The organism is Roseibium album, assembly GCF_965233825.1.
Classification (GTDB): domain Bacteria; phylum Pseudomonadota; class Alphaproteobacteria; order Rhizobiales; family Stappiaceae; genus Roseibium; species Roseibium album.
In genome coordinates this window covers 5,274,324-5,285,974 of record NZ_OZ247583.1, presented here as the reverse complement: position 1 = coordinate 5,285,974, position 11,651 = coordinate 5,274,324, and the positions used below count along the sequence as shown (strand labels likewise).

The window sequence follows — 11,651 nt, the reverse complement described above, 5'->3', positions numbered from 1 at the left end:
CCTGGCTCTTCGAGATCAACTTGTTGCCGCAGAACCAACGGGAAGAGCTTCTCTAGCCGGCGGAGTAGCCAGGCAAATCGGCCACTCGATCTGACTGCAACGAATGGCCGCTGCCCACCCAACTCGTAAATTTGTTGCGTCTCAAACGACAACTCGGTGCCTTGAACTCCCCGGTACTTGAGTGTCGTGGATATGCGGCCGCATGCTCACGACGTGCCGAGTTTCGTGCGCATGCCAGGAAACGTGTGATCTGAACGTTGAATGTCGGGCGCTTTCAGGGTTGGGATACGCCGCCGTTTCACGAAATTCGGTATGCTCGGCGAAACATCATGTACGTCGCTAAATGTGTGCCGTTCGCTGCCAGCGGGTGCCGAATTCCGCCGAAAGATGATCGATGAGCGCGCGGATCCGCCGGGTCAGGTGTCGATTGGGCGGATAAAGGGCGTATACGCCAAAATCGTTCGACGGATAATCGGGAAGGACTTCTTCCAGATCGCCTTTTTCAAGCGCGTTTTCAACGATATAGAGCGGTGCACGGGTGACGCCGAGACCGCCGATGGCCATGCGGGCCAGAGCGCCGGGCGAGTTTGCCTGCACGGTCGCATTGATCCTGACAATCTGCTCGGAACCTTGCGCATGAAACCGCCAGATGTTCATCTCCGACTGGTTGGAATAGATCAGGCAGGCATGGGTTGTCAGGGCCTGCGGCGTTTGCGGACGCCCATGCCTGTCCAGGTAGTCGGGCGAGGCGCACAGGATCAACGGCATGTCGGAGAGTTTGCGGGCGATCAGCGCTGAATCCTTCAGATCACTGATGCGAATGGCAAGGTCGAGACCTTCCTCGACGACGGCCACACGGCTGTCGGTGAGTTTCAGGTCCATTTCGATATCCCGGTGTTGTCTCAGGAACGGCACAAGGGCTTCCGTCAGCCGGGTGCTGCCGAAAACCGTAGGGGCCGTCATGCGTATGGAACCCGCAAGGGAACCCTGCCGTTCCCTGACCAGTGAATCAAGATCGTCAATCTGCTCGAGGATGGACCGGCAGCGATCCAGATAGGCATTTCCGACGTCCGTCAGCGCAACACTCCGGGTCGTCCGGTTGAAAAGCTGCGTCTGCAGTCGGCTCTCCAGTTGCTGAACATATTTGCTGACCAGCTTTGTCGAGATACCTAGCCGCCGTCCGGCGCCAGTGAAGGATTGTTCCGCTGCAACCGCAACGAAGGCCCGCATGGTTTCGATCTTGTCCACGGCGTCAGATCCTCTCGCAGATATTATCCTCAAATCATACATAATCATTGAATGAATTGAAGTATTATCTTCGAATTGGAAGAGGTGCATATTGCGATCAGCGGACCGGGCAGGGTGTTCCGGGTGCCGCCGAAAGTCATCCAAATGGAGATCGCAATGTCCAATGCCATTCGCATTCACCGCCATCCGCTGTCCGGTCACGCGCACCGGGCGCAGCTTTTTGCCAGCCTGACCGGCATCAACCATGAGCTGGTCGATGTTGACCTGCTGTCGGGTGAACACAAGAAAGAACCGTTCCTGAGTCTCAATCCCGCCGGCAAGGTTCCGGTTCTGGAAGACGGGGAAGTCGTCGTCGCCGATTCCAATGCGATTCTTGTCTATCTTGCCCGTAAATATGCGCCGGACTGGATGCCGAAAGACACGGTCGGAGAGGCCGAGGTGCAGCGTTTCCTTTCGTTGGCTGCAAACGAAATCGCCAATGGACCGGCGGCAGCCCGCCTGATTACCGTCTTCGGCGCGCCGCTTGATGCGGACCGGGCAAAGACGATCGCGGCCGGTGTCTTTGGCCAGCTGGAGGCTCATCTTGATGGTCGTGACTGGCTGGTCGGAAACCGGCCGTCGGTCGCCGATGTCGCCATCTACAGCTACACGGCGCACGCGCCAGAGGGCAATGTCGGGCTCGACGGCTATCCGAATATCCGCGCGCTCCTGGCCCGTATCGAAGCGCTGCCGGGCTTTGTGCCGATGCAGGCCACAAAGGCCGGATTGGCGGCCTGATCCGGAGATACGGGCACAATCGAGGAAGAGGCGGTCATGCGCCTCTTTCCCGAAGATTGCATTTCGACAATCCAAACCAGTGGCGGACAAAATGACCAATACAGCCAGGAAACCGGCTTCCAGCGTGGACGTCAGGATCGTGAACGCTTTTGTCAGAGATGGAGAAGGCGGCAATCCGGCAGGCGTTGTGCTTGACGCCGATCATCTCAGCGAAGCAGACATGCAGGCAATCGCAGCCGGAACGGGTCTTTCAGAAACGGCTTTCGTATCCGGATCTGACATTGCGGACTTCAAACTGGATTTCTTTACGCCTACCCGGCGGATTGCCCATTGCGGCCATGCGACAGTCGGTACGTTTTCCCTGCTTGCCTCACTCGGCAGGGTAGGTGAAGGCGCAAGTTCGAAGGAAACGGTTGATGGGCCGCGTGCGATCGAGATCAGGCACGGTGCCGCCTTCATGGAGCAACTTGCCCCCGCGTATTTCGGAGAACTGGAGTGGGGCGGTGATGCTGTTCGCGAACAGGATGTGCTGACGGCTCTGGGACTGACGCAAGACGACCTGTTGCCGGGTGGAAATCCCGTTGTTGTCGATACCGGGAACCGTTTCCTGCTGGTCGGTGTGAAAGACCCGCACGTGTTGGAACGGATTGCCGAGAACCAGGACCTGATCGAGGCCATCAGCGAAGATCTCGATCTGATCGGCTTTTATCCCTTTGCGTTGCCGGGGGAGGGAGAGATCACCGCAACAACGAGGATGTTCGCACCGCGCTACGGCATTCGCGAGGAAGCTGCCACGGGTATGGCGGCAGGACCGCTCGCCTGTTTGCTTCATGACCGGTTCGGGGTCAGCGCGTCTTGCATCCTGATCGAGCAAGGCAGGTACATGACGCCGGCTTCTGTCAGTCTGCTGGATGTTCGGCTTTCCCTCCAAAAAGGTGCGATTTCCGGCCTGATGGCTGGCGGTTACGGCAAGGTCGTGCGGGAGCAGACAGTCAGCTACTGACGACGCCGGTTCAGACCAAGGCCAATCCCGGGCAACAGGTTCGTGGCAAGACAAAAGGAATGATCCAATGAAAGCGATAGATTTGCCTGGCGTCAGAGAACAGGACGCCACTCCGTTTCATGAAGGTGAAATCGCCATTCAGGAGCGCATGGGAGAGCGCGACATCGAGACCTGGGCAAAAAAGGCAATCCGGCCGTTCATGCCGGACCAGCATCGGACTTTCTTTGCCGCGCAGCCATTCCTGATTGTTTCCGCACGAGACCGGTCAGGTCGCCCCTGGGCAACATTGCTTGAAGGTGAGGCCGGCTTCATTTCTTCCCCGGATCCGGAGAGCCTGGAAATCAACGCGAAACCGGTCACCGGGGATGCATTGGAACATGCATTCGATGTTGCAGCCGATATCGGTATCCTCGGCATCGAGATGGCGACCCGCCGCCGGAACCGTGTGAATGGACGGGTCGGTGGAAGCGGCGCGTCAGGGATCAGGTTTGAAGTGGGACAATCCTTCGGCAATTGCCCGCAATACATCCGCGAGCGGGACTACTGGTTCACCTCCGAACCTGTGGCCGGGACCGCCAAACGCGGCAGGCAACTCACCGAAAGCCAGATTGAGTGGATCAGGGCGGCAGATACTTTTTTCATCGCGTCCGGACACAATGGCGCACGCGACCATGTCGCGAACGGTATGGACGTTTCGCACCGAGGCGGCGACCGGGGTTTCGTGGAGGTGCTGAGCGACACGCAAATCCGGTTTCCGGATTATGCGGGCAACCGCCACTACAACACACTGGGCAATATCCTGCTCGATGGCCGGGCCGGATTTCTGTTCCTTGATTTTTCGACCGGAAGCCTGTTGCAGATAACGGGCAGGGCGACGATCGATTTCGGTTCAGAAGAAGTCGTCCGATTTCCCGGCGCGCGTCAGCTGGTGTCGCTGGAGATCGATGAAATTGTCGAGTTGTCATCAGCACTCAGACTGCGCTGGCAGGAGGATGCAGGGTCTGCACGATCCTTGCGCCTCGTTGAGAAAACGGCAGAAAGCGCCGACGTGTCGTCCTTTGTGTTCGAAGCGCGCGACGGCGGACCGTTGGCTTCCTTCAAGGCTGGACAGCATTTGCCGATCGAATTGAGGGTTTCTGATGCTGATACAAAGGTCCAGAGAACGTACTCGCTTTCCGGTTCACCGCTGGAGGATCGATACAGGATCTCCGTCAAACGGGAAGCGCGTGGACTGGCATCCGGTTTTCTGCACGACCGGCTGGAGGTCGGTACGATCCTGGAAAGCCGGAAACCGGCCGGAGACTTCGTGCTGTCGGATGGTGATGGTCCGCTCGTTCTTGTCAGCGCCGGGATCGGGGTCACACCGATGTTGAGCATGTTGCATCAACTGGCCGCTGAAAAGAGCGAACGAGACGTCCTGTTCGTGCATGGCGCCCGGGATGGGGACCACCATCCGTTCCGCGACGAGGCTGCGCGACTGGCCGAAGCAGCAGCAAATATCAAAACCCGCATTCTTTACAGTCGACCGTCTCCTAACGATGAACAAGGCAGGGATTACGATGAAACCGGCAGGATCTCGGCAGATTTTCTGATCCGGCTCATGCCTGACCTGGATGCAGATTATTACCTTTGCGGTCCCGCGGGTTTTCTCGCTGAGCTGAAGGACAGTCTGGAAAACAAAGGTGTCGCGGAAGGAAAAATTCATTTCGAAACGTTTTGAGCATGATTGGCCGGTGCATGGTTCGGACGGCTGTCAACCGGAAACATCCGGGCCCGCCACCAGGGGCCGAATTGGCCGAACCCGGCCGTCATTCAGCCCTGATGAAAAAATCTTCATAAACGGTCAATTTCCGCTTGCGCGAAACACCAAACTACCGCATATAGCGCCTGCCCAAATTCGCACGTGCCCGAGGTCGTTCATGGGATGCTACAAAGACATCTCTTAAGGGGCCGCTGCCACTAAAACCGCCAAGGGGCGGGCAGCAGATCCGTACGGCTTAAAGCAACGACGTAAGAGGGCTTTTTTGGTCTCTGCCGGGGTATCCAACCTCCGGCGTCACTGAAGAGGCACTTGTTACATCCTTGCCCGACGTGCGGCTCGGTATCTCCGATCCAATCAACGGCATTCCCGACGCGGGAAAGCATCGCGTGCATGTCAAATGCCGTGATCGCCCAACCGTCGCTGCGGTCAACCCGGCCTCCGGTTCCATCCCGGGGGAGGCCCGGTGCGTATTGCAGCACCCTGCGACGTGAACTGCAGCACGCCAAACGGAGTTTGCGTGTCTGCGGCCTGATTTGAAAGGGGAGATCCCCATGAGCGAGCGCATCCGCGACTTCCTGCGCCGACGCGACGACGACGGACCCTGCGTTGTTGTCGATCTCGATATCGTGAGCGACAACTTCCAGGCTTTTGCAAGGTCATTGCCGGACACTTCGGTCTATTACGCCGTGAAAGCGAACCCTGCACCGGAAATCCTCTCCCTGCTTGAGAGCCTTGGTTCCTCCTTCGATTGTGCCTCCGTCGGTGAAATCGAACTGGTGTTGGCGACCGGTGCGTCGGCCGACCGTATTTCCTATGGCAACACCATCAAGAAGGAGAGGGACATTGCGCGTGCCTTTGAACATGGCGTCCGGCTCTTCGCAGTCGACTGCATTGAAGAAGTCGAAAAGATCGCCCGGGTTGCTCCCGGGTCGAAAATCTTCTGCCGGGTCCTTTGTGACGGTGTCGGTGCCGAGTGGCCACTCTCCCGCAAATTCGGTTGTGATCCCGAAATGGCGACCGACGTCCTGGAATACGCGCACAGGCTCGGCCTTACTGCATACGGGGTTTCCTTCCACGTTGGTTCCCAGCAAGCAAATCTCGAAGCCTGGGATTTCGCTCTCGCCATGGCGGCAGGTGTCTTCCGCGAAATGGCGCTGCGCGGTATCGAGCTGAAAATGGTCAACATGGGTGGTGGTTTCCCGACCCGCTACCTGAAAGACGTCCCGGGTGTGCCGCGCTATGGCGACGCAATTTTCCAGGCGCTGTGCCGGCATTTTGGCAACCAGCTTCCGTCGACGATTATCGAACCGGGCCGGGGCATGGTCGGCAACGCCGGCATGATCGAAGCCGAAGTGGTGCTGATTTCCAGGAAGTCCGCTCAGGACGACATGCGCTGGGTCTATCTCGACATCGGCAAGTTCAACGGTCTTGCCGAGACCATGGACGAGGCTATCCGCTACCCGATCCGCACGCCTCGCGACGGCGACAGGACGACACCGTGTGTTCTGGCTGGACCGACCTGCGACAGTGTTGACGTTCTTTATGAAAAGACGCCGTACCAATTGCCGGTCAGTCTTTCCATCGGCGACAAGGTGCTGATCGAAGCCTGTGGTGCCTACACGACAACCTATTCGTCGGTTGGCTTCAATGGATTTGCGCCATTGGCGTCTCACGTCATCTAGGACGAACCGAAATGATCACCATTGTTGACGAGGCGCTGGAACACTTCAGCGCCCGCGAGGCTTTGCTTGACCTCGGTTTCGGAGAGGATCGTCACCTGAAAACGTGCGAACGGCTTCGCGCGGGCAGGATACCGGTGTTTGCGTATGTCGCACTTGATGAAGAAGGCAAGCTCGCTGGAACCGTGCGTCTCTGGTCCGTGCAGGACGAGGGTGGTCAATCAAGCCTGCTGCTCGGACCACTGGCCGTTGCGTCAGAATTCAGAGGCAGAGGGGTCGGTGACCGGTTGATGCGCCACGCGCTCAACCAGGCGTCAACGCATGGTCACGGGTCGGTGGTTCTTGTCGGCGATCCTGCATATTACGAGCGGTTCGGTTTTTCGTCGGGCAAGCTGGCTCGGGTCATTTTGCCCGGGCCCTTTGAGCAGCATCGGTTTTTGTGTTTGGATCTTCGTCCTGGACATATTCGAGGCTTGCAAGGTGCACTGGTTGCTGCCGGGACGGTTGATGTGAAACAATCCTTAGGGCCAGAAAAGTCTTTCCCCTTTGTTGCAAAAACCACTTGATCAGGTATGGAAATTTTGTGCCTTGGTTTTATAGACGTTGAAGTATGCAATTCGTTGTCTGGTCGGTATTAATTTACGCAAGTAACCATGGGGCTTCCTTCAAAAATCTCATTTATCTAAGGACAGACGATTATGAGTGCTTTCATAGAATATTTGAGTAAAATTGAAAAAATTGGACGCTATAGTAATAATTTGCTCTTGGATAAGAAAAAAATTGTCGAAATCAACAATAAGTTTCCCGGCATATCAAGTCAATATTTGGTCTTTCTCGAGAGATTTGGTGTAATTGAAGATCCAGACATTCTTGACTACCACCTTCCATATCTCCTCATAGAGGAGTTATTTGATGCTGGATACTATCCATATGATGAAACCACCAAATTTGACTTTGGTGATGACCCGCGTGGTTGGCGGCATCCCCCGGAATCGGCCATAGTTTTCGCTCATTCAGGTGCAAGCTGGCTTTATTGTTTTTTGGGTGATGGGTCGGATGGGGTCTATACTTTTGACTATGCTGGAAACATTTTCGAAACCAATAACAAAGACTTCTTTGCCCATTTGTTTGGTTTGATTGATAGAAGTTCTCATAACTTTGACGAGGACGCTGAAATAGAGTTTGCGTCGAAACACTAATCAAAAGATTTCGCATTCGACAGTGAAATTGAGAATTTCGCTGCGAGGCGAAAAATATGCCCCATTGTAAGATGGGGTTACGTAAGAGATTGGAGACCAGATAATGACCGACGAGATAAACGGCGGCGCGCCGAAGGATGCAGCAACGAATGCGCGAGCAACGCGCAAAAATGCGGCAAAACGCGGGGTAACGAAGTCTTCAGGGGCCAGAGCGTCTTCCTCCAGGACGTCTACATCGAAAGCTGTCGCAGCAAAGCCCATTGCGTCCAAAGCAGAGCCGAAGAGCATAGCATCGAAGCCTGAAGCGGCTAAAACTTCCGTCGCCAAGTCAGCTGCAACCAAGGCTGCATCGAAGACAAGTGCGAGAGGGAAACCGGCGGCAGCAAAGCCGGCTGCCACAAGAGGTGGCGCTGCCAAGTCGACCGGTGCCAAATCCGCACAATCCAAAACAACTCCCGCAAAATCAAAACCAGCAGATTCCAAACCGGCCGCTTCAAGATCAGCCTCTTCACGGACAAAGACCGCAGCGAAGCCTGCAGCGGCCAAACCGTCGACGAAGGCGGCTGCAGCCAAGCCAGCGTCCAAACCTGCAGCGGGAAAACAGTCGGCGGCAAAAACTCCAGCGAAATCAAGCACTGCGAAATCGGCAACTTCCAAGCCGACGGCCAAGCCTGCGGCTGCCAAGTCACCAAAGACCACGACGAAACCGGCGGCAAGAAAACCGGCGGCTGCAAAACCTGCCGCAAAACCCGCGGCAGCAAAATCGGCAACGCCGAAAGCCTCCGTGAAACCGGCCTCCAAAGCATCTGCCGGAAGACCCGCGGCAAAGTCCGCAGCACCGAAGCCTGCACCAAAAGCTCCCGCGACCAAAGCTGCTGCAAAGCCTTCGGCAGGAAAAACCACGACAGCCAAATCCGCTGCATCGCGTGCAGCAAAAAAGCCGACGGCAGCCAAGCCAGCTTCGAGGGCAAGCGCCACAAAACCTGCAGCTGCCAAGCCGGCTTCAAAATCCTCAGCTGCAAAGACAGCCGCGCCAAAGGCAACCGCACCAAGAGCATCGTCTTCCAAGACAAAGGCGCCTTCAAAGAGCGCTGCAAAGCCTGCAGAAACCAAACCTTCAACGGCGAAAACAGCTGCAGCGAAACCATCAGCATCAAAACCGGTTGCAGCCAAGCCGGCTGCTTCCAGGTCTGCGGCGTCAAAACCTTCAACAGCAGCGAAGGCGGCCACCAAACCTTCCGAGAAGAAACCTGTGGCTGCTGCCAAGACACCGGCCAGAAAGGAAGCACCCAAATCCGTAGCGACTTCTGCGAAGTACCCGGTTCACGGAACGATTACCGGACCTGTGGTCATGATCGGGCTCGGTTCCATCGGCAAGGGGACGCTGCCGCTGATCGAGCGTCATTTCAAATTCGACAAGTCACGCTTTTCGGTGATTGATCCTGTCGACACGGATGCAAAACTGGTGACGGATCGGGGCTACAAATTCCATAAAGTTGCTCTGACACCGGACAACTTCAAGGACATCCTGACGCCTCTGGTCACCGAGGGGGAGGGGCAGGGCTTCGTTGTGAACCTGTCGGTCGACACCTCTTCGCTTGATCTAATGAAACTGTGCCGGAAACTCGGTGTCCTCTACATCGACACCGTCGTTGAGCCCTGGCTCGGATTCTACTTTGATGAAAATGCTCCGGCCGCCGATCGCACGAACTACGCATTGCGCGAAACCGTCCGCAAGGAAAAGAAGAAGAAGCCTGGCGGCACGACGGCTGTCTCCTGCTGCGGCGCAAATCCGGGCATGGTGTCCTGGTTCGTCAAGAAAGCGCTTGTCGACGTGGCCACTGAAACCGGCATCAAGTTCAAGGAGCCAGCCGACCGCAAGGGTTGGGCGAAGCTGATGAAGAAGGTCGGCGTCAAGGGCATCCACATTGCCGAGCGCGATACGCAACGGGCCAAGGAGCCGAAGCCGCCGAACGTGTTCTGGAACACCTGGTCCGTCGAAGGCTTTCTGTCCGAAGGCTTCCAGCCCTCCGAGCTTGGCTGGGGTACGCACGAGAAGTGGAAACCGGCAAACGCCAAGAGCCACAAGAAGGGCTGCAATGCGGCGATCTATCTCGAGCAGCCAGGGGCCAACACGCGGGTGCGCACATGGTGCCCGACACCCGGGGCGCAGTTCGGTTTCCTCGTGACCCACAACGAGGCCATTTCGATTGCCGATTTCTTTACGCTGGAGGACGGCAAGAAGGTCACCTACAGGCCGACCTGCCACTATGCCTATCACCCGGCCAACGACGCGGTCCTTTCCCTGCATGAGCTTTTCGGTGCAGCAGGCAAGGTACAGGACAAGCTTCATGTTCTGGAGGAAGATGAAATCCGCGACGGTATCGATGAGCTCGGCGTTCTTCTCTATGGTCACAAGAAAAACGCCTACTGGTACGGCTCCCAGCTCTCCGTCGAGGAAACCCGCAAACTGGCACCCTATCAGAATGCGACCGGTCTACAGGTAACGTCGGCGGTCATTGCGGGAATGGTCTGGGCGCTGGAGAACCCGGAAGCCGGCATCGTTGAGACCGACGAGATGGACTACAGGCGCTGCCTTGAAATCCAGATGCCTTATCTCGGGCCGGTCAAGGGCTATTATACCGACTGGACACCCTTGGAAGGGCGGCCGGGTTTCTTCAAGGAAGACCTGGACCAGAAGGATCCATGGCAGTTCAGGAACATCCTGGTGCGGTAAGAAGTAACAGAAAGCGTGCCGTCCCGGACCTGATCCGGGACCTTTTCCGACAATTGGCAGCGGCTCGAGGCCGAGGCGGCTGAGATAAGTTGCGGCAGCTTCAGGTCCTTTTGACCAAGGTCTTAATTTGGATAGTTTCATCGACAGCATCGGTCTGAACAATCTGCTGCTCGCAGCTCATGTCGCCGCACTTTTGTTTGCCATGCTTACCTGGTCCATTTTGCCACCAAAGCGCAAACGTTGGCCGAATTCGCCGATCACGGGCGGTATATCCATTCTTGTCGCAGTATACTTTGTCTTTCGAATGCTGGCAGTCCCGCAAGGACCAACAGCGAATGGTTCCTTTGCGGACTGGTACCTGATTTTTAGTGTTGTTTCAGTCGGCATGCTGCCCGCTGCCACCCTGTTTTGCTTCTTTGTCTCCGGTATCGTCATTGGCAGCCTGATAGCCAATAATCTTGTCAAACGTTGATGCGGGCGCCGCGCGCGGCCATCCGTGTTCCAAATTGGTTCGCATGCCCGACTTCCCTTCAGCCATGTGCCCCGGCTCGGGGCCGGGGCGGCCAGGTAATCAGAGACGCCTCAGTTGCCGAGCTTTGCCACCCCAAGCGGCACATTGAACTTTCGGCACCAGATATAAACCTCGTCATAGTCGGAAGCGTTGATCCCGCTGCCGATCTGGTAGCTCTGCTTGCCGGTCAGTTTCTTCAGTGCTCCGAGATCGGCGTTCGGGTCGAACTTGCCATTTTTTCCAAGACCGACCCGTGGATCGGGTGCGCCATCGAGGCTGAAATCGCTTTCGAGGACGACGCTGTTACTGCTGAGTTCGGTCTTGCCCGTCGTGACATGGTCGCTGCGGCCCGAGAAGTTGCCGGATCTCGTCTTGCTTCCCGCAAATGCGGGTATGGTGGCTGATGCAACGGTTGTGGCTACGAAGCCGGAAGTGAGTGCGAGAAACTGTCTGCGGTTCGTCATTTTCTGTTTTCCTTGGGTGCCCGTAAATTTGTTGAGTGCATTTCTGATGAGGGCCGTCCGGCCACACGTTTCAGATCGGGTTGACTGCGTTTTTTTTGAAGGCACATTCAGCTCTCGCGTCGTCACATGTTGGCGAAATCCGCGTTACCGGATGATGACATCACCCTCGGCTGCTTCGTCTGCACCTGGTCAATCGACTGCGCATCAGCTGAATATTACAAATTGTCCAGATGTCTGGACTGGGACTAGCACGCTTCCTAAGTAAGCGGGC

General features: G+C 56.5%; 11 protein-coding genes. 8 read left to right on the top strand and 3 right to left on the bottom strand.

Features of this window, described 5'->3' with window-relative positions; all coding sequences use genetic code 11:
- Window positions 1-339: 339 nt before the first annotated feature.
- A complete protein-coding gene (locus ACO6TI_RS24280) occupies window positions 340-1,248 on the bottom strand; it encodes a LysR family transcriptional regulator (protein ID WP_196915007.1) in 909 nt (302 codons plus the stop codon).
- A gap of 168 nt (window positions 1,249-1,416) precedes the next feature.
- Between ACO6TI_RS24280 and ACO6TI_RS24275 the strand changes: the two genes are divergently transcribed.
- The 6 genes from ACO6TI_RS24275 to ACO6TI_RS24250 all read left to right on the top strand — a co-directional run bounded on the left by ACO6TI_RS24275 (window position 1,417) and on the right by ACO6TI_RS24250 (window position 7,668).
- A complete protein-coding gene (locus tag ACO6TI_RS24275; protein WP_209000700.1) occupies window positions 1,417-2,025 on the top strand; it encodes a glutathione S-transferase family protein in 609 nt (202 codons plus the stop codon).
- Window positions 2,026-2,116: 91 nt separating this feature from the next.
- Window positions 2,117-3,028 (top strand): PhzF family phenazine biosynthesis protein, encoded by a 912-nt coding sequence (locus tag ACO6TI_RS24270; RefSeq protein WP_422383536.1) that lies wholly within the window; start codon window positions 2,117-2,119, stop codon window positions 3,026-3,028.
- 67 nt (window positions 3,029-3,095) lie between these two features.
- Complete coding sequence (locus ACO6TI_RS24265; protein ID WP_422383535.1) at window positions 3,096-4,748, top strand: pyridoxamine 5'-phosphate oxidase family protein; 1,653 nt, start codon at window positions 3,096-3,098, stop codon at window positions 4,746-4,748.
- A 593-nt stretch (window positions 4,749-5,341) separates the two neighbouring features.
- A complete protein-coding gene (locus ACO6TI_RS24260) occupies window positions 5,342-6,472 on the top strand; it encodes a type III PLP-dependent enzyme (protein ID WP_422383534.1) in 1,131 nt (376 codons plus the stop codon).
- Window positions 6,473-6,483: 11 nt separating this feature from the next.
- On the top strand, window positions 6,484-7,035 hold the full coding sequence (locus ACO6TI_RS24255) for a GNAT family N-acetyltransferase (protein ID WP_422383533.1): 552 nt from the start codon (window positions 6,484-6,486) through the stop codon (window positions 7,033-7,035).
- 132 nt (window positions 7,036-7,167) lie between these two features.
- Entirely contained in the window at window positions 7,168-7,668 is a 501-nt protein-coding gene (locus tag ACO6TI_RS24250) for a hypothetical protein (RefSeq protein WP_422383532.1), read from the top strand.
- Here ACO6TI_RS24250 and ACO6TI_RS24245 read toward each other — a convergent pair whose 3' ends face one another.
- Window positions 7,669-8,898, bottom strand: a complete 1,230-nt coding sequence (locus ACO6TI_RS24245; protein ID WP_422383531.1) for a hypothetical protein — start codon at window positions 8,896-8,898, stop codon at window positions 7,669-7,671.
- Window positions 8,899-9,019: 121 nt separating this feature from the next.
- On the opposite strand from ACO6TI_RS24245, the gene ACO6TI_RS24240 reads away from it, so the two are divergent.
- Together ACO6TI_RS24240 and ACO6TI_RS24235 are read left to right on the top strand one after the other, a co-directional pair.
- Window positions 9,020-10,405: a homospermidine synthase gene (locus tag ACO6TI_RS24240; protein ID WP_422385330.1), complete on the top strand. Its 1,386-nt coding sequence runs from the start codon at window positions 9,020-9,022 to the stop codon at window positions 10,403-10,405.
- 127 nt (window positions 10,406-10,532) lie between these two features.
- A complete protein-coding gene (locus tag ACO6TI_RS24235) occupies window positions 10,533-10,877 on the top strand; it encodes a hypothetical protein (protein WP_422383530.1) in 345 nt (114 codons plus the stop codon).
- 110 nt (window positions 10,878-10,987) lie between these two features.
- Here ACO6TI_RS24235 and ACO6TI_RS24230 read toward each other — a convergent pair whose 3' ends face one another.
- Window positions 10,988-11,380, bottom strand: a complete 393-nt coding sequence (locus ACO6TI_RS24230; RefSeq protein WP_422383529.1) for a DM13 domain-containing protein — start codon at window positions 11,378-11,380, stop codon at window positions 10,988-10,990.
- Window positions 11,381-11,651 lie beyond the last annotated feature (271 nt).

Coding starts and splice junctions, on each gene's coding strand:
- ACO6TI_RS24250 (WP_422383532.1), top strand. CDS start 7,168: ATGAGTGCTTTCATAGAATATTTGAGTAAAATTGAAAAAATTGGACGC.
- ACO6TI_RS24255 (WP_422383533.1), top strand. CDS start 6,484: ATGATCACCATTGTTGACGAGGCGCTGGAACACTTCAGCGCCCGCGAG.
- ACO6TI_RS24240 (WP_422385330.1), top strand. CDS start 9,020: ATGATCGGGCTCGGTTCCATCGGCAAGGGGACGCTGCCGCTGATCGAG.
- ACO6TI_RS24270 (WP_422383536.1), top strand. CDS start 2,117: ATGACCAATACAGCCAGGAAACCGGCTTCCAGCGTGGACGTCAGGATC.
- ACO6TI_RS24230 (WP_422383529.1), bottom strand. CDS start 11,380: ATGACGAACCGCAGACAGTTTCTCGCACTCACTTCCGGCTTCGTAGCC.
- ACO6TI_RS24265 (WP_422383535.1), top strand. CDS start 3,096: ATGAAAGCGATAGATTTGCCTGGCGTCAGAGAACAGGACGCCACTCCG.
- ACO6TI_RS24260 (WP_422383534.1), top strand. CDS start 5,342: ATGAGCGAGCGCATCCGCGACTTCCTGCGCCGACGCGACGACGACGGA.